We start from the raw sequence: 24912 nt of genomic DNA on the forward strand, positions 1-24912 counted from the left end.
CAATCATGAGCAATCAAACGAGAAAATGGAGCGTACTGCTCGGTGCCGCCTTTTTAATGGCAACTTCGGCAGTCGGACCAGGCTTTTTAACACAAACAACCGTATTTACACAAAGTTTAGGTGCAAGCTTTGGTTTTGTCATTTTAATTTCGATCTTACTTGATATCGGTGTTCAGCTTAACGTTTGGCGGATTATTACCGTATCGGAGAAACGAGCCCAAGATATCGCGAATATCCTTCTGCCAGGGCTAGGAATTTTTATTGCCGTTTTGATCGTCATTGGTGGACTAGCCTTTAATATCGGAAACGTGGGCGGTGCGGGACTCGGGTTTCAGGTTTTATTTGGCATCGATGCAAAAATTGGTGCGCTAATTGCCGCTGTCATTTCTATTGCCGTCTTTCTTGTCAAAGAAGCTGGGAAGCTAATGGACCGTTTTGCACAAATTATGGGTGGGGTCATGATTCTTCTCATGATTTATGTCGCATTTACGTCTCATCCTCCTTTAGGAGAAGCGGCCCTTCGTACGATTATGCCGACCGAGCTTGATCCGATTGCGATCGTTACGCTTGTTGGTGGAACGGTTGGCGGATACATCACTTTTTCTGGTGGTCATCGCCTTTTAGATGCGAATATCAAAGGAAGATCCGCGATTCCAGACGCAACAAGAGGATCGGTTTCTGGCATTACGATTGCTTCCATTATTCGTATCTTCTTATTTCTAGCTGCTCTAGGCGTTGTGAGTCAAGGATTAGCGATTAATCCAAACAATCCGCCTGCATCTGTGTTTCAGCTAGCAGCCGGAAATATTGGTTATAAGCTGTTTGGTGTTGTCATGCTTGCCGCTGCGATTACATCGATTATTGGATCAGCGTATACGTCTGTGTCCTTTATTCGCACGTTTCATCCAGCGATTGCAAAGTACGAGAACTGGATTATTATTGCGTTTATCGTATTTTCAACGATCGTCTTTATGACGATTGGACAACCTGTTAAAACGCTTGTGTTCGTTGGGGCGCTAAACGGACTCATCTTGCCGATTACGCTAACGATTATGCTAATTGCTGCCTATAAAAAGAAAGTTGTCGGGGATTACAAGCACCCAGTATGGTTAACTATTTTCGGATGGTTTGTTGTTGTGATTATGGGGGTCATGGGAGTATACACGTTAATCAAACAGTTACTTTAATGAAAAGCACTGTGGCTGAAGCCGCAGTGCTTTTTTTGAGTAGTGATTGAAACTTTTATTGGCTCTGTTTCGTATTTAATACTAATAAAAAAGGAGGAAACCCAAATGTCAAAAGTAGAAAATGCGATTAGTGATCGGTTTAAATGTGTGAAGTGTGAGCATACAAGTTGCAGGACAAAGCGTGTAGCGATGACGGGAACGGGACTGAGTAAAATATTTGATATTCAGCACAACCAGTTTTTATTTGTCTCCTGCAATAACTGTGGATACGTTGAAGTGTATAATCCAGAGATTTTAGAAGGAAAGAAGGGACAGCTAGGGAATATATTAGATGTACTGTTTGGTTAAGGAGGAGTAAAGATGTTGGAGTTTCAGTATGATGAAGACTTTCGAGTGTTCAAAGAAAAAGTCATTCCCGTGTTAGAGACGAAGGAAGCTGAGCACAATTTAATCTTAGGAATTACGGAGCGGTTAAACGAACACACGCCGCCTTTATTCATGGCAATCGTCTTAAAGGCCAAGGAAGTCAGCGCAATATTTTTACAAACGCATCCGAATCAAGTGATTTTAGCAAAAATAGCGGACTTTTCAAAGGAAGAAATGGATCACATTGCACAGGAACTGTATACGATCTATCCGACCATTCCTGGTATCGTCGGTGATCGAAACATGTCCCTGGCACTCATTGAGCAGTGGGCGAAATGGCGAAATGCCACATTATCTGTACATATGAATCAACGTATTTATCAGTTAAAAGAAGTAAAGGTTCCAGTGAATTCACAAGGGCTAAAGCACATTGAAAAAGAGGATCTTGCCATTGCCTGTCAGTTTCTCTATGACTTTTCACAAGAAGTGAATGAGCCGATGACGATGGAAGCGGTACGTGAGAAGATCATGATGTGGTTTGATGTCGGTAGCTTGTACGGCTTGTATAAGGACGGGGAGTTAATTTCGATGGCCGCCACTACTCGTCCGACAAAAAGTAATATTTCCGTGAATGCCGTCTACACGCCGCCGTCGCATCGTAAAAAGGGTTACGCCTCGCAGTGTGTCGCCGCTCTGACGCAGCGCATGCTAGATCAAGGGTATGCCTCAACGTCGCTTTATACGGATCTTGATAACCCAACATCGAATAAAATTTACATGGAGATCGGCTATGAACCAGTCGCTGATTCCATTCATATCCTGTTGAACTAAAAAAAACACGACGCGAACGTCGTGTTTTTTTTAGTAAATCGGGACATTTAAAACGTACAGAATGACGGCTAAGAAGTGAAGAACCGTACCCGCTAACACAAATAAATGCCAGATCATGTGATGAAACTTAAATCCTCTCCATACGTAGAACACCGCACCGACCGTATACAATACGCCACCGATCACAAGCAGCATAATTCCCGGCTCAGGTAGGATGGATTGAAGTGGCTCCCATGCGAATACGATGAGCCATCCCATAAGAACGTACAAAATGGTTGACATGAATAAAAACTTTTTCGTAAAAAAGGCTTTAAACACAATCCCACCAACGGCCATTCCCCAAACAATGCCGAAGATCGTCCAGCCGAGGGCACCGTTTAACATAAACATAAATGGTGTATATGTTCCGGCAATAAAGAGGTAAATGGATGAATGATCAAAGATCTCAAACAAATCTTTTACTTTGCCTTCAGGAAAGCTGTGTACAAGAGTTGATGACACGTATAAAAGCAGCATCGTAATTCCGTAAATCGTAAAGCTTACTACGTGCCATGGCGTTCCATGCTGAACGGAAAAAACCACTAGCAGCGTTAATCCTACAATACTTAAAATAGCTCCAATTCCATGAGTAATTGCATTTGCAATCTCTTCGGGCTTAGAGTATGTGTGTGTATTTGCCATAAACACAACCCCTTATCGTTCAAATATAGCGTTACTATCATTTATATGAGCCCACCTAGAAAAGGGGACTTTCTTTTAATGTTGAATAAGCCTGTTGTTTTTTTAAGATGATCTATCTTGTTAATGCTATCAAATTCTTTCGCAAAATGATAGTAGAAAGTGAAATGCTTCTCAATGTTTCCTCCAGTCGAAAGTTTTATAACAGGAATCATAATTGGGCCTTCTGTTTCATATAAAACAAGAAGAAGGACAAGAGGAGGAGTAAGGAAATGAAGATTAGTGAAAGCTTGCAGCGTATGGAAGGGATTTATCACGCGCTGCATGAAGATTGTTTTGTCTATGTCGGAACGCTTCTACATGACGAAATTACGCTTCAACCCAATCATTTGAAAGAACTGCGTGTCTTAGTGGAACATTTAAAATCAACGGATTTATATAATACGCTTTTATTAAATGCGATCTTGAACTTAGTCGATTATGATCAGCCGATTTACCAGCTATCCGTGCTGCGCCCTATTACGCTCGACGGCTACGAAGAAAAAATTGACGTACTGTATCATGAGAAAGTTAGCATTGAGAAAGAACTGCAAAAAATTTATCAAAATCAGCGTAAAAGGCTGCTACGAGAATCACGAGAGCCATTAGCAAAGCTCAGTCGTTTGTTGGAACAGCTTCTATACGCAAAAGAACCGGTCGGATAAATGTTCGTCCTGCTTTTCTCTTCTAGTATGAGAAAAGCAGGGCTATTTTTATGTATACTTGTCGAATACATTTCCATTCTTTGAAAAAGGATTTAGTGGGTGTATGCCGAACCTTTTTAGTGGGGGATTATGAAGAAGGAGGCGACCTATTTTATGCTTCACTTTATCAACGTACATCTACCGCTAGAAGATCGATCATCGTTGTATGAGGTAATCATTCAGGAAGGTAAATATGAGTCTATAAAGAAACAAGATGACTATCGTGAAGAGGACACGTTCATTCCATTAAAGGGTGAGCACGTCGGAAAGACGCGGAAAATTGACTGTGAGGGTCGCGTCATGCTGCCAGGCCTTGTGGATATGCATATGCACCTCGATAAGGCGTATTCATTCAGTAGCGTACCGAACGAGAGCGGCACGCTAGAGGAAGCGATCCATAATTATGATAAGCTGACACCGACGTTTACGAGTGAAATTTTACGGCAGCGTATGATTAAAGCATCGCTTGAAGCATTAAGCTACGGGACGACAACGATTCGAACACATATAGATTTCAGCTTTACGCTACCAGAGGAAGTGGCTTTTCGGGGGTTAGAGACTGCTCTTGAAGTAAAAGAAGAGCTGAAAGAGTTTATGGACATTGAAGTCGCACCGATGTTCTCAGGTATTGATGTGAATGATGAATCGCACTTTGAACGTATGAGAAAAGCAATCGAACTTGGAATTGATGCAATTGGAGGGGCACCTCATTTAGCGAAAGAACCAGAAAAGGAAATTGAGCTTCTATTTTTAATGGCGAAAACGTACGATAAGCCGCTTGACTTACATACGGATGAAAGCGATGATCCCGATCGTGATACGGTTATTTCCATTGCTGAACAGACGGTGAAGTCCGACATGAAGGGCCGCGTTGTTGTGGATCACTTATGTTCGCTTGCAGCAATGACAGAAGATAAGGCACATCGAGTGATTGAGCTTATGAAAGAAGCGGATTTAGGTGTTGTCACGCTTCCGGCTGTGAACATGTATTTACAGGGCCGCGGTGACGAGGGGATTGTCAGAAGGGGAACGACACGAATTCGAGAGCTAAAAGCAGAAGGAATTCGAGTTGCAACAGCGTCCGACAATATTCACGATCCGTTTCACCCATTCGGAAAAGCAGACCTCATCCAAATAGGTCTCATGACGGCATATGTGGCGCATATGGGTACGAGGGGCGAGCAGCACGACTTATTAAAAATGATGACGCACGTGCCGGCAAGTATTTTAGGATTACGTCAGTACGGAATAAAAGAAGGGCATCCCGCTAACTTTGTCATTTTCAACGCTCAATCTGTAGAAGGAGTTTTCACAGACATTCCATCTACACGCTACGTATTCAATCGCCACCGCTGGGTGAGCGTCACTGAAACATCCAAGCGCTTAGCGACTCACTCAATGACAGAGCTATGGCGCGCGAACCAATTTCAGATCTAACGAAAAACAGCGAGCATTCGCTGTTTTTTTATTTATGTATTTACAAATAAAACCAATTTTATTAACGTATAGTCATATAGCTATATGTTAATTTGTTGAAAAGGAGGAATTTTTTTTGTCTGACACTTACAAAGCGCTTGCTGACCCGACAAGAAGAAGAATCGTGGAACTGTTAAAACAAAAAGACATGACGGTCAGTGAAATTACCGCACATTTTAACATTTCACAGCCGAGCATATCGTAACATTTATCTATTTTGAAAAATAGCCATCTCATTGAATCATATAAAGAGGGGAAATACGTCGTTTATTCACTAAATCTAACGGTCTTACAAGATGTTTTAGGGTGGTTTCTAACACTACTGAAGAAACAGGGGGAATAAAAATGAGGCAGCTAGCAATGATCGGTACATCATTTTTAGTCATTATTTTAACGTGGGGTGTTTTCTTTCCTTATTTGCCTGGTAAGGTAGCCATGCATTTTGATGCAGCGGGTAATCCAGATCAGTATGGCAGTAAGCTGTTTGTCATGAGTATGTTTTTAGTACTAAGCTTTGTTTTGCTCTCGATGACGTATTTATTTGTTTTGTATGATCGCAAAAATGTGCACAAAAGAAAGATCAATAGACCCATTTCGATTTTTTTCATCCTCTTTACGTGGTCGCTTAATAGTTTGTTTCTACTCAATACTCAAGATGAGCAGGTGCGGGTTGAAAAGCTCCTCTTTGTCATCATCGGCTTGTTCTTCATCATCATTGGAAACTACATGCCTACGATTAAACAAAATTCGTCCATTGGCATTCGAACGAAAGAAGCGCTTGAAAGCAAGATCGTTTGGAATAAAACACAGCGGTTTGGCGGTTTTGTGTTTATCGTACTAGGCTTTTTAATTGCCTGTTTCGTTTTTGTTGATGGAATAACAGCAGTGTACTCTTCAATTATTAGTCTTACGTTATCACTTGTCATCATTACGCTATACTCCAAAAAGCAAAAGGAAGCGTAGGTTTTTACAGAAGCGTGTGTATGTTGGTACAGGTGATGGAAAAAAATTTCGCATCGCCTTTTTTATTTTGTTAAAAATTTTCAAAAATCCATACGCTTTTCACAAAATTTGTAATACACTTACTAAGTAGGGAAAAAGAAGAGCTTTGCAATAAAAGCTTATTTATGACGTAAAGTGATCCGTTGGGTCATTTTTTTCATTTATTTTATGACAACGAAGGTGAGAAAATGGAATTTTTGAAGGTGCTGCTTCCCGTGTTCGCGATTTTTGTACTAGGGTATGTAGGACAAAAGAAGATTGGGTTTGATCCGAAAACCATTTCGACGATGGCGCTCTACCTGCTGACGCCTGTGCTAGTGTTTCAAACGTTTTATAACGCGGTATTTGACCGTACCTACTTATATATGACGCTTTATACGTTCGGATTATGTTTTGCTCTTATTCTCATTGTTTATGTGATTGGGTATGTGAGAGGGTACAACAAGGTTGAAACGTGTGGAATGATCCTTGCTTCCGTGTTTATGAATAACGGTAATTACGGGACACCAGTAGTCCTTATGCTCTTTGGGGCAGTGGGACTTCATTATGCGATTGTGCTTATGGTTATTCAGCAAATGGTTATGTGTACAGTCGGGGTATATTATGCGGCGAAGGGGAGCCCTGATGCGGATGGGATTCGCTCAGCGGTAAGAGCGGTATACCGAATGCCGATCGTCTACGGTGCTATTCTTGGCGTGCTGTTTCAATACGCGCACATTCCGCTTAGTAATTCAGTAAAAGAAGCAGTCAATTTAGTCGCAAATGCGGCTATTCCAACGGTTATGATTGTGCTAGGCATGCAACTTGCTAATATATCACTTCGTAATTTAGCGAAAAGCAAACTATCACTCTCTCTTTTAGTGAAGCTTCTCGTATCACCGCTTGTTGCCTACGTGCTGACGCTCTTTTTACCGATTGATCCGATGGTGAAGCAAATTATGATTATTACAGCTGCCATGCCAACTGCTGCAAATACCACGATGTATGCGCTGCAGTATAATACCGATCCGGACTTTGTTTCGTCTGCGACATTAGTTAGCACATCGCTTAGCCTTGCAACGCTACCGCTTGTGTTTATGGTCGTATTATAAAAAAACGTGATGAGATCGCCTCATCACGTTTTTTTATGTTTCTTTTGGTTTAGTGCTTTTTTTACGACTCTTACCCCAAAGGACAAGATCGAAGATGGCAAATAAAATACTCACGGTGATCATGACGTTGAAGCGATAACTTATTGGGAGAAAAAAGGTCAGTATTAATAGAAGGGTGTAGGTGGCATGAACCATGATAAAGGGCTTTGCGTACATTTTTCGATAACTCACCGCTTATCACTCCTTTGTTCAAAAAAATTTTCACTCTCTCAAGCTATATCTATTCCTAATTTAACCATTCGATACGAAGATAAAAACTCCTTTATTTGAATATTTACTTCGGGAATCAGCGAAAAAGCATGGACGTACGAAAAAAGATGAAGAAAAAGAATGAAGAACGACAGCCTCAGGCAAACTAGCTTGGGGCTGTTTCGTTTGTTGATGTGAGGAAAAATTTTCAAACAAATCCCTCTTATGTCTCATTAATTTATTGGAATATTCAGTTAAAATAAAGAGGTAGAAAAAATGAAGAACAAGGGGGAGAAAGACATGGACAAGCAAATGTTAAAAAGATGGCTGTTACCGCTCTTTATTTTTTGCTTAGTTGTAATGCCATTTGCGACAAATCACGGCTCGAATGTTGAAGCAGCAGGCGATTATGCGAAGCTGTCAGAGCAAATTAATACGATTTTACAGGACGACCGACTGAGTGGAGGAATTGCTTCCATTAGCGTTCGTGATGCAGAAACAGGGAAGGTCGTATTAGAGCGAATGGGCAATACCCGATTGAAGACCGCTTCTAATATGAAGTTATTCACCGCATCTGCAGCGCTTGAGACGCTTGGGTCCGATTATCGTTTTAAAACGGAAATCTATACGGACGGAAATAAGAAGAATGGCAAACTAAGTGGGAATCTCTATCTAAAAGGAAAAGGTGATTTTTCTCTTTTAGAAGAGGATTTTCAAACGCTTGCCAAGGAAGTAAAAAAACGTGGCATTACAGAAGTGAAGGGGAATGTGGTAGCGGACGATAGCTGGTACAATGACGTGCGCTTGTCTGAGGACTTAGTGTGGAGTGATGAACCATTTTACTACGGAGCACAGATTTCAGCGTTAACAGCTTCACCAAACACGGATTATGATGCGGGAACGGTGATTGTGGAAACGACGCCAACAACGGTAGGGAAGCCTGCACGTGTCGCGTTTGTTCCTCACACAAACTATGCGAAAATTATTAATCACACTAAAACGGTTGCATCAGACGGCGCGAAGAAAATTTCAGTGACGCGCAATCATGGAACGAATGAAATTTTAGTAGAAGGAACAATTCCGGAAAAAGCAACGGCTAGCCGCTCATGGGTGACGCTATGGGAGCCAACGGGCTATGCGCTTGATCTGTTTACACAGGCTCTAAAAAAAGAAGGCATTCGCGTCAAGGGGAAGAACAATACATACGGAATTACACCAGCAAAAGCCTCTTTACTTTATACGAAATCATCTAAGCCGCTGTCAGAGCTCATGGTGCCATTTATGAAGCTCAGCAACAATACGATTGCGGAAAGCTTAGTAAAAGAAATGGGGCAAGTGGTATACAAGGAAGGAAGCTGGGAGAAAGGCCTTGATGTTATTCGAGCTTATGCTGAAAAAGAAGGCGTCAATGTTAAAACGCTCCGCTTCCGAGATGGATCTGGTTTATCACACGTGACAAACGTGCCAACGAATGAGATCTCAAAGCTTCTTGTGAACGTGCAAAAAGAAAAATGGTTTCATGACTATGAATATTCGCTTCCTGTCGCAGGAAACAGTGATCGTATGACAGGCGGAACGCTTAGAAATCGCATGAAGGGAACAGCTGCGGAAGGAACCGTTTTGGCGAAGACGGGAACGATTACAGGTGCGAGTGCGCTGTCTGGATATGTGACAACAAAAAGCGGGGAAAAGCTCGTATTCTCACTCATTTTAAATAACTTTATTGCAGATGATGTCAAAAGCATTGAAGATCAAATAGCGGTTGCGTTAGCAAGCTATCAGTAATCATGAAAAAGGGGCGAAGCGCTGTGTAGAGCGCTTCGCCCCTTTTTAGTGTTATTCTCCTGCGATTTTAGCAACAATTTTACCGCGTACGTGACGGTCGGCAAGCTTTTGTAGTCCTTGAGGAATTTCATCAAGGGAAATGACTTCTTCAAGAAGAGACGAGATTTTTCCGTCTGCTAACAGCTGAAGCATTTCATCACCCATCTTCGCAAAATCACGTTGTTCGTCCATATTATTAGAGGAATGCCCCGCACCTAGCGCTACTTCATGATAAGAAGGAGAGATCGTGAACGGTTTGATTTTTGTGTAATCAGGTGCGCCTGCGATAAATGCAAGATGCCCGTTGAACGTTAAAACGTCTAAAGAAGTCGTTGCGTTATCACGACTTACCGTATCTAATACATAATTCACACCAACGCCGTTTGTCAGCTCCATTACTTTCTCAACGAAGTTCTCTTTACGGTAGTCAATCGCATAATCAGCACCAAGCTCTTTTACGTAGGCGTGGTTCTCTTCGGAAGCCGTTGTAAAGACTGTTAGGCCTGCTTGTTTTGCGAGCTGAATCGCAAAGCCACCAACACCGCCAGCCCCTGCATGAACTAAAATGGTCTTGCCTTCTTGAATGTGCATTTTACGGAAGAGGGCTTGATACGCGGTATATCCCGCACACGGAAGCGCTACTGCATCCTCAAAGCTAATATCATCTGGAATACGAGAAATTGTATGAGCAGTCGTCACCGCGTACTCAGCAAAGTTTCCGTCATTCGCTAAGCTCGCATGATACACGACGCGGTCACCTTTCTTCCATTCAGTTACGCCTTCTCCTACTTCTTCAATTAATCCAGCTCCATCAACGCCCACAATGTGTGGATAGTTCCAATCTGGGTTATTGCCGTTTGCCACTTTATAATCGACAGGATTAAGTCCTGTTGCGTGTACTTTCACTAATACCTCGCCACTTTTTGGAGAGGGAGTAGGAACTTCTCCTACCTTCATATCTTGCCACTGATCGCCTTTTTGTAATAATAATGTTTTCATTTTGATTGCCTCCTCTAAGAAATGATGTTCTATCGTTACTATAACCGAATAGCGGATGATTAAACGGTTGTCTGCACAACGAAAAGTATGAACTGAAAAGAACAAAAAAGAAAGAAGGCACCTTTTGGGTACTGACTTGTTTTGATTTTGTAAGAAAGTGATTTCGGGATGTTTATTCGACAAAATTTGACAAGTAGAGAAGATGAATGGTGTGGGCGGTGTTGGTAAATGAAGGTGTCGTTTAATGGTTTAAAGCGATGGGGGTCAGACCCCCATCGCTTTGTTTAGTTTCCCCATATAATGTAGTCGCAGCCAAATGAAAAACACAACCTGCGCCATCAAGAAACAGCCCAACACCACAGCTAGTTCAGTGCGGATATTTCCGTACTCTTTGTACATCGTTTGCAGCGTCACAAAGGCGACGGAGCTGTGGATCATCGCAATGATGAGCGGTAGGAACGCTTGGAAAGCGAGCTGCTTTGTGATGATGGAGCGCTGCTGTGATGCGCTAAGACCAATGCGTCGCAAAATCGTTAGCTGCTTCACGTCTTCATCAAAGTTTGTGAAGAGGCGGAAGTATAAGAAGCTAGCTGACGTGACGAAAAAGATAATTCCAACGAGCGATGAGACAAGCAGCATGACGTTGTATGCTTGACGTACCATTTGATACAGAACGCCAACGCTCGTATACGAATACTCGGTGCTCCGGGATGTCATTTTCACCAGAGAAGGCGCAATGTTATTTGTGTCCTTCCACTGTGAGTCTTTGACGTTATACGTATAGTAATGAGCATCTGGTTGGATGCCGGAAAACTCCTTCATGTCCGCGTCTGCTACAACGAGCATTGCCCCGACGTTTGGGTTATTAGCGACGATGGGAGCGATATTAGAACGAGATTGAATCGTTTTGGCAATGCCTGAGTTTCCTGTATAAAAGCGGACCGTATCTCCTTGATAAGTGGAACTGAAGTTTCGATAATACAGAACGCTACCACTTCGAACGTCTACAGGTTTTTTCCCTTGAATTTTACGAAGTTTGTTAAATTCGAAACCGCTCATTACGAGAGTTGTTTTAGCTACGCTCGTTTGCATCACGCGAATTTCCCCGTCAAAGGCTTGATACGTAAGCTTGTCTTTTGCAATATCTTTGCGGATCAAGTTCATATGCTTTTCTTCGTTTTTGTTGCCAGGAAGGCTTAAGTAGTTAATCTCGGTCGGATAAAAGCTTTTTATGTTTTCAGCGTAGGACTGTATGGCTGAGAACGTTCCAATCGAGCAAAAAGCAACGGTTAAAACCATCGTCATCAGGAAAAATGTCCGCGCATGATCCTTTAGACGGAAGCTCAGTCCTGAGACGGTGAGCATGCGTTCTCCATTTGCTTTTATGCCGGGTGATTTTTGGATCTTTTGAAACAAGAAGATTAAAAACTGTGAAAAGAAGAAATACGTCCCGATTGTGACGAGACCGACAATGACTAGAAAATCTTTTACAATATCGAGCTGTCCATTAATAAAAATGGCACGAGAATAGCCGTAGCCAAGCGTTGCGATAGCCACCAAAACAAAAAACAGGTTGGCTTTTTTAAAGTGACGTGGCTTGCTGCTTTCAGATAGTAGGGCGATGATTTTTTTACTGCGAACGAAATAAGGCGTGAACATCGATACCACTAAGAAGAGAACAAAAAATGATCCCATCGTAAGGACGAGTGGTTTCCAGTCCATATAGAAAGACAGCGTATTTAAATCAAGAAATTTCCCGCTTGCTAAGTAAAAGAGCTTGCTTAATAAAAGCGCCATTCCCATTCCAAACAAAATCGAAGCGAGTCCAAGTAAAAAGTTTTCTAAGAACAGCATGTTCCGAATTTGACGCGGCTTCGCACCTAAAATGGTTAGAACACCAAGCTGCTTCGAACGCAGTCTTAAGTATGCAGCAACGGAGTAGGTCACAAATAAAAATGAGAAAATAAAGATAATCACTTCTGCGGAGTACATGGCGTATTTTCCAATCTCCTTCACCGTTCCGCTTTCAATTTCAGGGTGAAACATAAAAAGAGCACAGAGGCCAAAGATCATGACTGAAAAGGAACTGCTAATAAAATAAGACCAATAGACCTGAAAGTTTCGTCGAACGTTATTCCATGCGAGCTCACGCATGTTCATGGCTTTCACCTTCCTAATTACGAATTTCTTAATTCTTACTATAAAAGAAGATGGGCGATAAAAATATCGCGTAACCTTACGACTATCTTACAAAATTGTAAGGAACGATGAAAGAAGCGAAAGTTGAAAAAATAGATTGACAAGAATCCATTTTCTAATAATAATAAAAACAGTTAATGATAATGAGAATTATTTTCGATTAGTGGAGGGGACTATACATAATGAAACGTGTTTTGTTTAGCTTGTTGGCGTTCGTATTACTAGTTTGCATCGTGTTTCCTTCTTATATAGGAGCAAAAGAAATTCCAGGAAAAGCGGGAATTGAGGCTTCCACTAAAAGCGTTGATGGAACCATCAGTGCGGTAAAAAAGAACGACTGGGCTGAAAGTGAGGTAGCCTTTGAACAATTCAAGCAGCAATGGACGAAAGTTGAGGGAGATGTTCGAGAAGAATCACTTTCTACATATGGAAAGATTAAAACGAAAATGGCAGCAGTCTCCATTGCGCTGTTAAATCAAGACGCTGAGAAGGCTGAAGAGTCTCTTCAGGAACTGCAGCTTCTTTTGTCACAATATATAAAAGGTCAGGGAGATGGAAAAACGCCTGCATCTTCTAAGCTTACATTATCGACCTACGTTTCTTTACTAGAGGAAACGAAACAAACGTTAAAAGATGGCGACCTTCCGAAGGCTAAGGCACAGGTAGGACAGCTAAAATCACAGTGGTTAACGGTAGAAGGCGAAGTGGTTGGTCAATCAAAAGTGGCGTACAACAACTCAGAAAAACGCCTCGTATTGCTTGATTCTTATGTTTCTTCTGAAAGCGGTTTAAAAAAGGCTGAGAAAACGGTCGGTCATATGATCGCTGATTTAAAGCCGTTATCAAATACAGCATACGGCGTGTGGGATGCTGCGCTTATTCCGATCCGCGAGGGACTTGAGGCGCTGCTTGTCATCGGTGCACTCCTTACCTTCACAAAGCGCGGCCAGCAAAAACGCGGCAGTCAATGGGTGTGGGGGGGTACAATCGCCGGTATCCTTTCAAGCATTGCGATCGGCTTTTTAGTGAGCTATGTGCTGAGCGCTGCCGCATTTGGCCAAAATAACTTTTTAATTAACGGTTGGTCAGGCGTGATCGCAAGCGTCATGCTTCTCTATGTGAGCTACTGGCTTCACCGCAATTCGAACATTAAGCGCTGGAATGCTTTTATGACGAGCAAAACGGAAAAGGCATTGAGTAATGGGAAAGTGATTTCTTTTGCCGTACTTGCGTTTCTTGCGGTGTTACGTGAAGGCATTGAGACCGTTATTTTCCTAGTGGGAATGGCGAATCAAATGTCTATGAACAAGCTTTTAGCAGGTATGGGCGTCGGATTTGGTATTTTAATCGTTATCGGCTTCCTCATGCTGAAGCTGAGCGTTCGCTTGCCGCTGAAGCCGTTTTTCCTTGTATCTAGCATTATCGTATTCTATCTATGTCTGAAGTTCATGGGCTCAGGGATTCATAGCCTACAGCTAGCAGGATTCCTTCCATCAACGGTACATGATTATATTCCAAGCTTCTCAACGCTGAGCGTGTATCCGTCTTGGTACAGCACGCTTCCACAGCTAATCATCGTCGTGGTTGCCGTTGCGGCTTTTGTGATACAGAGAGTGAACAAGAACAAAACAACTAAAATCCAATCAAATCAGGAGGCCATCTAAGATGAGTGTTCGTAAAAAATTTGTTTATACAGCCCTAAGTTTATCCCTATTTACTGTTCCAGCTTTAAGTGCTTGTGGAGCGGACAAAGCGTCTGAGCCGACAAAAGCAGAAAGCTCTCAGAAGGACGGAAGCATGAAGGAAAACGTGAAAAGCATGCAAAAAACGTTAGCTGCGCTTCAAGCCGGTTTAGATAAAAAGGACGAAAAAAAGGTCGTTGCACAAGGAAAGAAGCTAAACGATCAGTGGCTGTCCTATGAAACAGAAATTCGTGAAAAGTATCCTCTGTTATATACAGACGCTGAGAAATATTTGCAGCCACTATACAACGAAGTGACAAAAGAAAAAGTCGATCTAGATAAGATTCAAGAGATAGGGGTTCAAGCAGGGCGTTCACTAGATCAATTAGCAAACGCCAAAAAAGCAGCCGCGAAAACGTCTGAAGCGTTAGATAAAGCAGTGGCGGATTATAAAACATACGTAGAAGAACAAACGGAAGAGCTCGTAAAAACGACGACTGCCTTTACAGATGCCGTTCGTGCCAATGATGCGGAAAAGGCAAAATTCGCTTACGGACAAGCGCGTGTGTACTATGAGCGCATTGAGCCGATTGCTGAAAGCTTCGGAGATTTAGATCCAAAAATTGACGCCCGTGAAAATGACGTATCAGCAGACGAGTGGAGCGGATTCCATCGTATTGAAAAAGCGCTTTGGAAGGACGGATCACTAGAAGGAATGGCGACTTATGCCGATCAGTTAGATAAAGATGTTGCGGAACTTCAAGGTGAGATTAAAAACGTTAAGCTTACGTCCACACAAGTAGTGGCAGGTTCAATGGAATTACTAAACGAAGCGGCCATTTCGAAAGTGACAGGTGAGGAAGAGCGCTATTCACATATTGACTTAGTAGACCTAGCGGCAAACGTTGAAGGATCACAGGCGATTTATCATGCGATTTTACCAGCTCTAACAGATAAAAATCCTGATCTATCAAATCAGCTTGATACCGAGTTCAACCAGCTAACAGAAACATTAACAAAGTATAAGCAAGGTGATTCTTACGTAGCGTACACAACGTTATCAAAAGAGCAAGTACGTGAACTAAGTCAGCAGCTGAGCTCATTATCAGAATCAATGGCACAAACGGCTGAAATTTTTCAGTAAGCGAACGGATTCAGTAAGGAGGATATAGATATGAAGGAGTCAGAGGAATCAAAAAAATATAGCCGACGAGATATGCTGAAAATGTCTCTTCTGACCGGAGCAGGTGTAGCAGTAAGCGCAAGTGGGATTGGCGGAGCTGTCGCGGCAATGGGCGGACTAGGTTCCAAAAAGGCAACCGCAGAGCCGCATGAAGACGACGATGCCATCTCCTTTTATGGGAAGCATCAGGCAGGGATTATCACTCCGCAGCAAACGTATTTGTATGTAGCGTCTTTTACACTGTTAACAGATGATAAAAAAGCGGTCATTTCTCTCTTTAAAAAGTGGACCGAAATGGCGGCTGCGATGAGTGCAGGATCTGTCAACGAAACGTACGGAAACGACTGGCTTCCACCGAGTGATACAGGCGAAGCAGTCGATTTATCAGCGGCACGCTTAACGATGACGTTTGGATTTGGGCCGACTTTTTTTGAGAAAAACGGGAAGGATCGTTTTGGAATTGCATCGAAAAAGCCAAAACACCTGCAAGATATTCCGCCGATGCCGCGTGACGATCTACAAGAGCCGTTTGTTGGCGGAGATGTATGTATTCAAGTGTGCGCCGATGACCAGCAGGTGGCGTTTCATGCGATTCGTAATTTTATTAAATCAAGCGTTGGAAAAGCCGAGCTTAAGTGGATGCAGTCTGGATTCATTAGTGGTAAGGACGGCATGACGCCTCGTAACTTGTTTGGTTTTAAAGACGGAACCGCCAATGCCGCCTCAACGAACACACGTGCACATGATCAAATCATTTGGGCAAATCAAGGTGAGCCTGATTGGATGCAGGGAGGCTCCTACATGGCGTGCCGAAAGATCAAGATGTTCCTTGAAGTATGGGATCGATCTTCACTAAAAGATCAGGAAGACACCTTTGGTCGTAAAAAGGATAGCGGGGCGCCTTACGGAAAAGCGAAGGAGCATGACAAGGTGAACCTGAGTCAGCTTCCGAAAACGTCTCATACGGCGATTGCGAAAGGATCAGGACAGCAAATTTACCGCCGTGCGTATTCCTATACAGACGGTGTGGATACAAAAACGGGCTATGTAGATGCAGGACTGATGTTCATTGCCTATCAAAAAAATCCGACACAACAGTTTCTCCCGATGCTCCTTATGCTCTCAAAGCAGGACAAGCTGAATGAGTATACGAAGCATATCGGAAGCGCGATGTTTGCCTGTCCAAAAGGAATTAAAAAAGGCTCTTACATCGGAAAAGAGCTGTTAGAAGCATAAAAAAAGTCAGAAGGGATCATTCCTTCTGACTTTCGTGTGTTAACGGTGCTTTTTCTTCATATCAAGAATGTAGAAAATGTTTTCAGCTTGCTGCGTGTTATCGATGAGACCAGAGAACATTTCTTTTCCTGGGCCATACGCATACACGCCAACCTCTTCACCTGTATGACCAGACGTTGTCCAGCCAGTGTGAGAGCGCATATTGATAATTTTTTCAATTGCGTCATCGATCTTCACTGCGTTTTTAGATGCAGCGGCATCCTTTACGGATTGAAGCTCTTCAGGCGTCAATTTTAAGTCAAGGTACTGAGCTAACGTTTCGTCAACAGAAGCTCCTTTTACGATTTGATCTGCCATGTAATTGGGCGTTCGTTTCGCTGCTTTAATAGGAGCCGTATCCCAGTTATAGATTCCTGTTCCTTTTTCATCGTTTGCACCAAGTGAGAAGCCACCTGTCGAATGGTCAGCCGTCGCAACAACAAGGGTATGCTTGTCTTTTTTCGCAAAGTCAATGGCTGCTTTATAAGCACGCTCAAAGTCTTCCATTTCGCTCATCGCGCCCACAACGTCGTTATCATGGCCTGCCCAGTCGATTTGACTTCCTTCTACCATTAAGAAGAATCCGTCTTTGTTGGATTTTAATCGATCAATGGCTGAGGTCGTCATGTCTTGTAACGAAGGCGTTTCGTTTGGACGATCAATCATATTAGGTAAGCCGCCGTCTGCGAACAGACCAAGAACCTGCTTGTCCTTGCTTTTAAGCAGCTCATCCTTTGATGTGACGTAACGGAATCCGTCTTTTTGGAACTTTTTCGTTAAATCAACGTCTTTACGGACAAAGTTACCTTTACCGCCACCGAGCATTACGTCGATCTTATGTTTTCCATTAATCATTTCATTGTAGTAATCATCCGCAAGTTGATCCATGTTTTTTCGGCTTTCATCATGAGCACCGAATGAAGCAGGAGTTGCGTGCGTAATTTCCGATGTTGCGACTAATCCGGTTGACATCCCGTTTTCTTTTGCTTGTTCAAGAACCGTTTTGATTTCGTGCTTTTGTTTATCAACCGCAATTGCGTTGTTGTACGTTTTTTTACCACCTGACATAGCCGTCGCAGCAGCGGCAGAGTCGGTAATGTTCTCGTGGTCATCATCAGAGTATGTCGTTTGCATCCCAACAAAGTGCTTATCAAATTCTGTTAGCTCTTTTTGAGGGGTATTTGGATTATCTTTCATGTAGCGATGAGCGGCCATATAAGAAGGACCCATCCCATCTCCAATCATAAAGATCACGTTTTTAATTTCAGGATGCTTCTTTTTAATTTCTTTCATGGCTTCCTGCTGAAGCTCATTTTGAGTTTGATAGGTAGGCTTTTGTTCAGCGGCATCAGAACGATCAAATAGGCCTGTTCCGATCATGGCACCGACGGCTAAAGTAGATAAAGTAGCAAATGGAATCATTTTTTTCTTCCAGCTTTTTTTCATTGTGTACAAGCTCCCTTCAACTTTTATTATCTCTAAGGGTAGAGGAAAAATGTGAATGTTCTGTGAAGGGCTGTTTAAAAATTGTTAAGAAACCATATCGATTTTGTGACAAGTTAGAATGATTACGAAGAAGATTGAGATGAAAAGGAGAGGTAGATAGAGACAGAAGATAGGCATAAAAAAAGCATGACGCTAAAAGATCATTCGTCATGCAAGAAGTACTTATACGTCTTTTTTTTCTAGTTTGTCTGTTTTTTCTGGTTGTTTGTCGTCATCCATGATGCCTCTTGTCGCATCTTTAAATTCACGAAGTGTTTTACCAGCTGCTTTACCTAGTTCAGGCAATTTTTTTGGACCGAACAATAAAAGTGCTACAAAGACAATTAAAGCAATTTCTCCAAATCCTAAATTCATCTTAATCGTCTCCTAACGTCATAATAGTTTTCTAGCTTTATTATAACGTAATTGGGGGCAAAGAGATAGTAAAAACAGTGTGATATGCTTCACAAAAACGGATACAGGGAGACGTTAAATAAGGTATGGATTTTTCAAGAAAAATAGGTATTTTTAAACTGTTGTAAAGCCAAACATTCCCTGTTATTTACGGTGTTTTATCGTCTTTAATAGGTATTTATTCCTAAAAATAAAAAAGGTTACACCATAATTTCACATTTTTAATTCTACCCCCAAAAAATTTGCTATGATAGAGGCAACTCAAGAAAAATGAGTGAATTTGACCGTTTTTAAACGATCTGAAACAGTCTGAAACAGAGCATGACGGAGGGGATAGAAGAGCACGGTTTCTTCATCTTAGCCATATGTAAGCAGGTGAAGACCTCTTTGGAGGCAGAGTACGTATAGACAAGAATTCTAAGACAGATAAGTATAGACCACTAATAATGAAAACAAATAGTAGAGAAACAAATGAAGAGGAAAGGAGGACATGAAAAATGGATGGGTTTCAGGAGGAGCTCCATGCGTATATGGATATTGTTCAAAAGCACTTAATAAAAATTGGTGCAAATCCAGAGGATGCACAGGATGTGGCGCAGGAGACATTGTACAAATATTTAGTCAACATTGATTCGGTTGAAGCGGACAAAGTGAAAAGCTGGTTGTTTCGCGTGGCGGTGAACCATTATTACGATATGGCGAGACGAAAGCAGCGTAAGCAAAAAATCGTTCAATCCTTTCAAATGGAAGACGGATATGAAACAACTTTACCTGAAGATGTACTGTTGAATAAAGAGAAACAATCCCTCATTAAAAAGGTTTTAAATAAATTAAAGCCACAATATCGCGATTTATTGGTCATGAAGTACGGTCGTGAGTTAAAATATAAAGAGATATCTGATGAGTTGGATATTAATGTAGGCACTGTGAAGACAACTGTCCACAGAGCACGCAAAAAGTTTATTCAAGAGTATTGGAGGACAAATCAGGATGTTTGAGGACCATCATTCTCAGGGGTCACCTGGCAATGGCCGATTTCAACAAGTGGTGAAGCGTGCGCAGCGAAAGACTATCTTTCGAACGATCATCATCGCGGCGATTGTATCGACTGTTCTGATTGTTTTGTTCCTACTAACAAGCAATTTGTTATTAAAAGAGCGAATAAAAAAAGAAAATCGATACCGCACAAGCTGGTATCACATCGCATCACCGAATATTGAAGAAAAGCGCACGGTTCACCACAACCATATTTTTTTGGTTACAGAAACGACAACCTTTATAAAAGAAATTAACAACCGACCTATTCCATGGGACACGGTTACGCGTGAGTACGGTCCTTTTGGAAAGGCAAAGACGATTGACCCGCTATGGGGAGAGACGGGATCATACAATGATTCCGAAAAAAGATGGGATTATTACGATGAAAAAACGGGGGAACGCGCGCTCGTTTTTTACCATCCCAGCATTTATTACCGATCCTTTCCGCAAGATTTGGACGAGTTAGATAAAATGGATCCCAATTTAAATGCGGAGTTTTCCTTATCTTTTGATAAGCCTTACACGGTCAAACAAGTTCGAAATATGATTTTATCTGATCATCTCGATTGGATGTGGGTAGATTCCTATTCAAAGCGTGAGCTAAAGGACCGAAATGCACAGACGGAACCACGAGAGGTGTACACCGCCTCTAGCGTGTATGGTTTTAAAAGCGCTGATTACGGACCTGATTTATTTATGAGCTCACTTCACGCATTAAAAGACCAGGAGCCTTATGCAAAAAAAGTTGCGCCTATTTTAAAGTCACTAAAAGAGAAAGAAGTACACTCTCCTCGTGATTTGCGAGTCATTGGCGTCATTATTAGCGGGTTGCCTCAGGATCTCAAGCGCTATCAAAATAAGCCTTATATTCGAGCATCCGTGCTAGGAGCTACGGTAGAGAAGTATTAAAAACAAGCCTTCGTCTTTGACGAGGGCTTGTTTTTTTATGGAGAAAAGTTAATGGATAAGTGAACGGATGAAACAAACCCTAACACGAACAAAGGCAAAACCTAAGCAGGTTTTGCCTTTGTTTTTAACATTTTATTAATGGCGTTGCATTATTTCGTATATAACGTATGAGGAATAAAGATTGCTGGTGTGCCTGCTGCGTATGGACCGACTTCATATGGTTGGAACATGATGCCGATTCCGCGCGTTTGGAAGTAGAACGGGCGAGATTCATCAATTTTAACGTCTGAGAGTTTTTCGACGTCAAACATGCCGTTTTGGTTCATCATGTAGTTAAAGGCATATTGCTGTACTGCACTATTTTTATGGTTGATGACTGTACCTAAGCTGTAGCGTTCACCGGTATTTGTGTCGAAGTTATAGGATTTTAGCCAATAGATTCCGTGTGCACCACCTGTATACTCACCGTCATTCATCATCACGCTTAATTTACCTTGCATATTAAACTTGATTTCATAGGAATTATAATACTCCCAAGCGTACCACGGGTAGCTTCCATCGTAATCTTTCTTCGCTTTCGCTTCTTCTTTTTTCAGTGATACAGATGCATTGTACGAACGCTCTGCGTGCATGGAGAGGACGCGGTTAATTCGAGTTTGCGCTTGTGTGTTCGCCATTCCCGTTACTTGAGGATATGAAATTTTGTTTTTGTACATCTTTTTCACGACTTTAACAGGCTCTTGCTGTGGCACTGCGCTATACGTAACGGAAGTTCCTGGCTTCACATATTGATAACTTCCTACATAATACATGTCGTCAATCATCGAGAATACGCGAACCTCTTCACCTGCTTTTAGCATGCGCGCTTTTGTTAACGAGCCGTCCTTTTCCTTTTTCCACATTTGTGTGTCGGTTTTGATCGTTAACGTGCCGATTTGTCCTTTAATGGGATCTAGGCTTTGTACCGCTTTTGGCTGTGTCATCGTGGATGCATGTGATGTAGACGCTGCACCAAACCCTAATAATAATGATGCTGCGACCGTTCCTGCTAATACTTTTTTCATAATCAGTAACCTCCTTGTGATAACCCTAAAACCTTTCTCTTTTTCTCATTATAAGGTAAAGGAGAAAAAATGTGGACGATTTTACTGTAGTAAATGACTAAAGAAAACGGGGTAAACCCTTAATGCTACAGGGTTTCTTTGGGGGAAATTAAAAATCTAACTGTATCGATAGGGGACGATCATAACAAAACGGATAAGAGAATGTGGAAGTTTAAAAAGGAACGCGGGGCGTGAAAAAGTGAAAATGGAATAGGATGGGTGCTTTTTTAAGATACTAGCCAAAAAGGAGATGAAGGAATGAAGAAGTTACTCGTTTTGTGTGGATTGTCTCTCTTGATATGGACTCATCCCGTCTCGGCAAAGGAAACGTCATCCTATGATGTGAAAGGAATGGAGAAAGCAATCGACCATATGATCGTCGATCAGTTTCAAGATGAGCTTCAGGATGCCGTCGCAGATTTTTATAAGCGGGACTCTGTTGAGCTTCAATATGATTGGAAAGAACAACGCTACGACGTGGTAGAGTTAGAGCAATCCAAAGATGGTCACAAGTTACAGTATCCTTATGTCGTGACGTTCAATGTTCTTGTATACGACAGTAAGAAAAAAGAGAGAATTGGAACAGATACGCTGACATTTGGTGTGGTTCCCGTAACCTCCAAGGAAACGGCGAAAAAACAAGGAAAAATGTTCAGCGTAGCAAAGCTCTTGAACTATCGTCACGGAGAACCGATAAAATAAAAAAGCTGTGAGGGATTGTTCCTCACAGCTTTTGTGTGAATTAATAGTTGTAGACAGTGCTTGGAACAAAAATAGCCGGCATTCCCATTGCATAAGATGCGATTTCATATTCGGTGAACATGATCGCAACACCGTTGTTTTGGAAGTAAAAGGCGTTATCGTTGTTGACTGTAATATCGTCTCTACTTTCGACGAAATAATTTTCATCATACGCGAGCTTGTTGTAGATATATTCTTCTGTATCGTACGTATGGTTTTTAAGAACGCTTATAAGACTGTAACGATTTCCTGTATTAATATCAAAATTATACCCAGTCGCCCACTCTGTACCATGAGCTCCTCCAAGATAAACACCATCATACATAATAACGCTTAGTTTGTTTTGAGCATTATACTTTAGTTCATACGTTTGATAGTAGCTATAAGGAATCCAGTAAGGGTCACTTCCCCAGTTCTTTTTATCTTGTACTTCTTGTTTTTTTACTTCAATACTTGAATTGTAAGAGCGCTGTGCATGCATAAGCAACGTACGATTGATGCGTGCCTCCGCCTGTTTACTTGCAAGACCCTGCACTTGCGGATAGGTCATACCTTTATAGCTTTTCTTCGTGACGGTTACACCGAACTGCTGCTTAACGGAAGCAGGAAGCACTTGATACTTTACGTTTGCACTTTTTTTCACGTATTGTGAACTTCCGACATAATACATTGTACTCGTTAATGAAAAGACGCGCACCGCCTCGCCAGCTTTTAGCATGCGTACTTTTACGTATTTTCCATTTCCTTGTTTCTTGAACAAATCAGTCGCTTTTACGACCGTTGCCTTTCCAATTTGTCCTTTAACCACTTCTTGATTTCCCCACATTACTTTTGCTTGTGTTAATGCAGGTGATGAAACCCCGATCAGCATGAACATAAGTATGCATGCAGTTAGAAGCTTTTTCATAATGATCCCCCTTGTGTGCGAGTTATGTAACTTTAAAAGTATAAAATAAACATGAATAAATTACCATATTTTTCTTTGGGTAAATAACCCATTGTTTATCCCGATTGACTAGTAGGTATTCAAGCAACAACCAATGATTTTAAAACATCACGAGATTTCTCGGCGCCTTCTGCTGACAAGGGATAGAAAGAGAGTGTACAATAGATGGCAGAGAGATAGAAGAAAAGTTTGTAGAAAATAGGTGATCATATGAATGAGAAGCAGCTTGTAGGAGAAAAAGCGGTGGAGTATGTGAAGGATGGTATGATCGTGGGCCTCGGCACGGGATCGACCGTTTACTATACCATTTTAAAGCTTGGAAAGCTTGTGCAAGAAGGTCTTCAAATTAAAGGGATTCCAACATCAGTGCAAACAGCGATGTTAGCAAAAGAGTTAAACATTCCACTCGTAGAGCTAAAAGACGTTGAGCACATTGACGTTGCGATTGACGGAGCAGATGAAGTAGATGGTCAAGCAGCGCTTATTAAAGGTGGCGGCGGTGCGCTTTTACGCGAAAAAATCATTGCACGCGCTTCCAAAATGTTCGTTGTAGTGGCTGATGCGAAGAAAAACGTGCAAACGCTTGGGGCATTTTCTCTTCCGGTTGAAGTCGTTCCGTTCGGATTCGAAATGACGGCTCGTCATATTGCGAAGCTAGGCTGTGAACCTGTTCTCCGTCTAAATCCAGCAGGTGAAGCATTCATATCAGATAACGGAAACTATATTTTAGATTGTCCGTTTCCAGAAATCAATCGCCCCGCTGAATTAGAACGTGCGCTGAACATGATTCCAGGCGTTGTTGAAAACGGTTTGTTCGTTGACATGGCAGACGTGGTGATTACAGTAGATGAACATCAGCAGGTGAAGGTTACAACGGTATAAGAAAAGCCATCTTCTTTTGAAGGTGGCTTTTTTACTTATGGTGTTTGTAAAATGAGAATATATTTACTTTCTAGCGCATTGGCTTTTTGCAAGCTATGTAAAATGCGAAGGTTAAGTGACGTCATGTTATTCGTTTTCTTTAGGGCGGTAATTGCTGCTTCGTACTTTTTTCCCTTCGCCATTTGTTCAGCGATTTGAATTTGACCTTGGATATACGTATAGTCCCTTTGCAGGCTTTGCGCCTTCGTCAATTTTTCCTGCACATGTTTGGCGACATCTTTATGAAAAGGATTTTTGTCATTCTCCAGATAAGCGGTTGCTTCTGGTATGAACTGATCCCAGTCATTTTCTTCGTACATATTCAAAAGCCGTTGTATCGTTTGAACGCTATTAATATAATAGTCAATTTTATCAGTATCTCGTTCATTTTTTTCTTCTAGTAATAAAGTCATAGCCTCGTTATAATCTGCTTGTCTGAGCGCTTCGTGAACGCGATCAAAATCCAGTTTTTCATGTCTAGAGCTGCATCCGACTAGCACTGTCGCTACTAGAAACAGCATCAGGAATCGTTTCATTATGTTCCTCCAAAAATCATAGACCTCTTTTGTA

Annotated in this window: 23 protein-coding genes and 1 pseudogene; 16 read left to right on the forward strand and 8 right to left on the reverse strand. The window is 41.8% G+C overall.

What is annotated here, in order from left to right:
- The first annotated feature begins 5 nt into the window (after positions 1–5).
- The 3 genes from AMD01_RS01120 (at position 6) to AMD01_RS01130 (ending at position 2384) form a co-directional block, all read left to right on the forward strand.
- The gene (locus AMD01_RS01120; RefSeq protein ID WP_053399543.1) at positions 6–1187 is read left to right on the forward strand and encodes an NRAMP family divalent metal transporter; all 1182 of its coding nucleotides are present in this window, start codon (positions 6–8) and stop codon (positions 1185–1187) included.
- 105 nt (positions 1188–1292) lie between these two features.
- Entirely contained in the window at positions 1293–1535 is a 243-nt protein-coding gene (locus AMD01_RS01125) for a zinc ribbon domain-containing protein (RefSeq protein ID WP_053399544.1), read from the forward strand.
- A gap of 12 nt (positions 1536–1547) precedes the next feature.
- Entirely contained in the window at positions 1548–2384 is an 837-nt protein-coding gene (locus AMD01_RS01130) for a GNAT family N-acetyltransferase (RefSeq protein WP_053399545.1), read from the forward strand.
- A gap of 30 nt (positions 2385–2414) precedes the next feature.
- On the opposite strand, the gene trhA is transcribed toward AMD01_RS01130, so the two are convergent.
- Positions 2415–3065: a PAQR family membrane homeostasis protein TrhA gene (trhA, locus tag AMD01_RS01135; RefSeq protein WP_053399546.1), complete on the reverse strand. Its 651-nt coding sequence runs from the start codon at positions 3063–3065 to the stop codon at positions 2415–2417.
- Positions 3066–3334: 269 nt separating this feature from the next.
- On the opposite strand from trhA, the gene AMD01_RS01140 reads away from it, so the two are divergent.
- The 6 genes and pseudogenes from AMD01_RS01140 to dacB all read left to right on the forward strand — a co-directional run bounded on the left by AMD01_RS01140 (position 3335) and on the right by dacB (position 9408).
- Entirely contained in the window at positions 3335–3766 is a 432-nt protein-coding gene (locus tag AMD01_RS01140; protein ID WP_053399547.1) for a hypothetical protein, read from the forward strand.
- A 153-nt stretch (positions 3767–3919) separates the two neighbouring features.
- Complete coding sequence (locus tag AMD01_RS01145) at positions 3920–5242, forward strand: amidohydrolase family protein (protein ID WP_053399548.1); 1323 nt, start codon at positions 3920–3922, stop codon at positions 5240–5242.
- Positions 5243–5357: 115 nt separating this feature from the next.
- Positions 5358–5624, forward strand: a pseudogene (locus AMD01_RS01150) (autorepressor SdpR family transcription factor).
- A 2-nt stretch (positions 5625–5626) separates the two neighbouring features.
- A complete protein-coding gene (locus AMD01_RS01155) occupies positions 5627–6244 on the forward strand; it encodes an SdpI family protein (RefSeq protein WP_053399549.1) in 618 nt (205 codons plus the stop codon).
- A gap of 227 nt (positions 6245–6471) precedes the next feature.
- Entirely contained in the window at positions 6472–7374 is a 903-nt protein-coding gene (locus AMD01_RS01160; RefSeq protein WP_053399550.1) for an AEC family transporter, read from the forward strand.
- Between the two features lie 549 nt (positions 7375–7923).
- Positions 7924–9408, forward strand: coding sequence for a D-alanyl-D-alanine carboxypeptidase/D-alanyl-D-alanine endopeptidase (gene dacB, locus AMD01_RS01170; protein ID WP_053400088.1), 1485 nt, complete (start codon positions 7924–7926; stop codon positions 9406–9408).
- A 51-nt stretch (positions 9409–9459) separates the two neighbouring features.
- Here dacB and AMD01_RS01175 read toward each other — a convergent pair whose 3' ends face one another.
- On the reverse strand, positions 9460–10446 hold the full coding sequence (locus AMD01_RS01175) for a zinc-binding dehydrogenase (RefSeq protein WP_053399552.1): 987 nt from the start codon (positions 10444–10446) through the stop codon (positions 9460–9462).
- Positions 10447–10710: 264 nt separating this feature from the next.
- Positions 10711–12606 carry an FtsX-like permease family protein gene (locus AMD01_RS01180; RefSeq protein WP_053399553.1) on the reverse strand — a complete coding sequence of 632 codons (1896 nt, stop codon included), beginning with the start codon at positions 12604–12606 and terminating at the stop codon, positions 10711–10713.
- 221 nt (positions 12607–12827) lie between these two features.
- Here AMD01_RS01180 and AMD01_RS01185 point away from each other — a divergent pair, with 221 nt between their 5' ends.
- The 3 genes from AMD01_RS01185 to efeB are packed head-to-tail and all read left to right on the forward strand — an operon-like array spanning position 12828 to position 16746.
- Positions 12828–14309: an FTR1 family iron permease gene (locus AMD01_RS01185; RefSeq protein WP_053399554.1), complete on the forward strand. Its 1482-nt coding sequence runs from the start codon at positions 12828–12830 to the stop codon at positions 14307–14309.
- A gap of 1 nt (position 14310) precedes the next feature.
- Positions 14311–15471: an iron uptake system protein EfeO gene (gene efeO / locus AMD01_RS01190; protein ID WP_053399555.1), complete on the forward strand. Its 1161-nt coding sequence runs from the start codon at positions 14311–14313 to the stop codon at positions 15469–15471.
- A gap of 30 nt (positions 15472–15501) precedes the next feature.
- On the forward strand, positions 15502–16746 hold the full coding sequence (gene efeB / locus AMD01_RS01195) for an iron uptake transporter deferrochelatase/peroxidase subunit (RefSeq protein ID WP_053399556.1): 1245 nt from the start codon (positions 15502–15504) through the stop codon (positions 16744–16746).
- Between the two features lie 39 nt (positions 16747–16785).
- Here the strand turns inward: efeB and AMD01_RS01200 are convergent, their stop codons facing one another.
- Together AMD01_RS01200 and AMD01_RS01205 are read right to left on the reverse strand one after the other, a co-directional pair.
- A complete protein-coding gene (locus AMD01_RS01200) occupies positions 16786–18231 on the reverse strand; it encodes an alkaline phosphatase (RefSeq protein ID WP_053399557.1) in 1446 nt (481 codons plus the stop codon).
- 222 nt (positions 18232–18453) lie between these two features.
- The gene (locus AMD01_RS01205) at positions 18454–18645 is read right to left on the reverse strand and encodes a twin-arginine translocase TatA/TatE family subunit (protein WP_053399558.1); all 192 of its coding nucleotides are present in this window, start codon (positions 18643–18645) and stop codon (positions 18454–18456) included.
- A 536-nt stretch (positions 18646–19181) separates the two neighbouring features.
- Between AMD01_RS01205 and AMD01_RS01210 the strand changes: the two genes are divergently transcribed.
- Positions 19182–19682 (forward strand): RNA polymerase sigma factor, encoded by a 501-nt coding sequence (locus AMD01_RS01210; protein WP_053399559.1) that lies wholly within the window; start codon positions 19182–19184, stop codon positions 19680–19682.
- Positions 19675–20631, forward strand: coding sequence for an anti sigma factor C-terminal domain-containing protein (locus AMD01_RS01215; protein ID WP_053399560.1), 957 nt, complete (start codon positions 19675–19677; stop codon positions 20629–20631). Before AMD01_RS01210 ends, AMD01_RS01215 begins: the two co-directional genes overlap by 8 nt.
- 149 nt (positions 20632–20780) lie before the next feature.
- Here the strand turns inward: AMD01_RS01215 and AMD01_RS01220 are convergent, their stop codons facing one another.
- Complete coding sequence (locus AMD01_RS01220; protein ID WP_053399561.1) at positions 20781–21695, reverse strand: DUF3298 and DUF4163 domain-containing protein; 915 nt, start codon at positions 21693–21695, stop codon at positions 20781–20783.
- 297 nt (positions 21696–21992) lie between these two features.
- On the opposite strand from AMD01_RS01220, the gene AMD01_RS01225 reads away from it, so the two are divergent.
- Entirely contained in the window at positions 21993–22436 is a 444-nt protein-coding gene (locus AMD01_RS01225; RefSeq protein WP_053399562.1) for a DUF3888 domain-containing protein, read from the forward strand.
- A gap of 40 nt (positions 22437–22476) precedes the next feature.
- Here the strand turns inward: AMD01_RS01225 and AMD01_RS01230 are convergent, their stop codons facing one another.
- Positions 22477–23382, reverse strand: coding sequence for a DUF3298 and DUF4163 domain-containing protein (locus AMD01_RS01230; RefSeq protein WP_053399563.1), 906 nt, complete (start codon positions 23380–23382; stop codon positions 22477–22479).
- 249 nt (positions 23383–23631) lie between these two features.
- Between AMD01_RS01230 and rpiA the strand changes: the two genes are divergently transcribed.
- Positions 23632–24303, forward strand: coding sequence for a ribose-5-phosphate isomerase RpiA (gene rpiA / locus AMD01_RS01235; RefSeq protein ID WP_053399564.1), 672 nt, complete (start codon positions 23632–23634; stop codon positions 24301–24303).
- A gap of 35 nt (positions 24304–24338) precedes the next feature.
- On the opposite strand, the gene AMD01_RS01240 is transcribed toward rpiA, so the two are convergent.
- A complete protein-coding gene (locus AMD01_RS01240; protein ID WP_053399565.1) occupies positions 24339–24878 on the reverse strand; it encodes a hypothetical protein in 540 nt (179 codons plus the stop codon).
- Positions 24879–24912 lie beyond the last annotated feature (34 nt).

The organism is Priestia koreensis (assembly GCF_001274935.1).
In the GTDB taxonomy this organism is placed as follows: Bacteria; Bacillota; Bacilli; order Bacillales; family Bacillaceae_H; genus Bacillus_AG; species Bacillus_AG koreensis.

Excerpts from the sequence above, each read along its gene's own strand:
- AMD01_RS01120 (WP_053399543.1), top strand. The coding sequence starts at position 6 with ATGAGCAATCAAACGAGAAAATGGAGCGTACTGCTCGGTGCCGCCTTT.
- AMD01_RS01125 (WP_053399544.1), top strand. The coding sequence starts at position 1,293 with ATGTCAAAAGTAGAAAATGCGATTAGTGATCGGTTTAAATGTGTGAAG.
- AMD01_RS01130 (WP_053399545.1), top strand. The coding sequence starts at position 1,548 with ATGTTGGAGTTTCAGTATGATGAAGACTTTCGAGTGTTCAAAGAAAAA.
- trhA (WP_053399546.1), bottom strand. The coding sequence starts at position 3,065 with ATGGCAAATACACACACATACTCTAAGCCCGAAGAGATTGCAAATGCA.
- AMD01_RS01140 (WP_053399547.1), top strand. The coding sequence starts at position 3,335 with ATGAAGATTAGTGAAAGCTTGCAGCGTATGGAAGGGATTTATCACGCG.
- AMD01_RS01145 (WP_053399548.1), top strand. The coding sequence starts at position 3,920 with ATGCTTCACTTTATCAACGTACATCTACCGCTAGAAGATCGATCATCG.
- AMD01_RS01155 (WP_053399549.1), top strand. The coding sequence starts at position 5,627 with ATGAGGCAGCTAGCAATGATCGGTACATCATTTTTAGTCATTATTTTA.
- AMD01_RS01160 (WP_053399550.1), top strand. The coding sequence starts at position 6,472 with ATGGAATTTTTGAAGGTGCTGCTTCCCGTGTTCGCGATTTTTGTACTA.
- dacB (WP_053400088.1), top strand. The coding sequence starts at position 7,924 with ATGGACAAGCAAATGTTAAAAAGATGGCTGTTACCGCTCTTTATTTTT.
- AMD01_RS01175 (WP_053399552.1), bottom strand. The coding sequence starts at position 10,446 with ATGAAAACATTATTATTACAAAAAGGCGATCAGTGGCAAGATATGAAG.
- AMD01_RS01180 (WP_053399553.1), bottom strand. The coding sequence starts at position 12,606 with ATGAACATGCGTGAGCTCGCATGGAATAACGTTCGACGAAACTTTCAG.
- AMD01_RS01185 (WP_053399554.1), top strand. The coding sequence starts at position 12,828 with ATGAAACGTGTTTTGTTTAGCTTGTTGGCGTTCGTATTACTAGTTTGC.
- efeO (WP_053399555.1), top strand. The coding sequence starts at position 14,311 with ATGAGTGTTCGTAAAAAATTTGTTTATACAGCCCTAAGTTTATCCCTA.
- efeB (WP_053399556.1), top strand. The coding sequence starts at position 15,502 with ATGAAGGAGTCAGAGGAATCAAAAAAATATAGCCGACGAGATATGCTG.
- AMD01_RS01200 (WP_053399557.1), bottom strand. The coding sequence starts at position 18,231 with ATGAAAAAAAGCTGGAAGAAAAAAATGATTCCATTTGCTACTTTATCT.
- AMD01_RS01205 (WP_053399558.1), bottom strand. The coding sequence starts at position 18,645 with ATGAATTTAGGATTTGGAGAAATTGCTTTAATTGTCTTTGTAGCACTT.
- AMD01_RS01210 (WP_053399559.1), top strand. The coding sequence starts at position 19,182 with ATGGATGGGTTTCAGGAGGAGCTCCATGCGTATATGGATATTGTTCAA.
- AMD01_RS01215 (WP_053399560.1), top strand. The coding sequence starts at position 19,675 with ATGTTTGAGGACCATCATTCTCAGGGGTCACCTGGCAATGGCCGATTT.
- AMD01_RS01220 (WP_053399561.1), bottom strand. The coding sequence starts at position 21,695 with ATGAAAAAAGTATTAGCAGGAACGGTCGCAGCATCATTATTATTAGGG.
- AMD01_RS01225 (WP_053399562.1), top strand. The coding sequence starts at position 21,993 with ATGAAGAAGTTACTCGTTTTGTGTGGATTGTCTCTCTTGATATGGACT.
- AMD01_RS01230 (WP_053399563.1), bottom strand. The coding sequence starts at position 23,382 with ATGAAAAAGCTTCTAACTGCATGCATACTTATGTTCATGCTGATCGGG.
- rpiA (WP_053399564.1), top strand. The coding sequence starts at position 23,632 with ATGAATGAGAAGCAGCTTGTAGGAGAAAAAGCGGTGGAGTATGTGAAG.
- AMD01_RS01240 (WP_053399565.1), bottom strand. The coding sequence starts at position 24,878 with ATGAAACGATTCCTGATGCTGTTTCTAGTAGCGACAGTGCTAGTCGGA.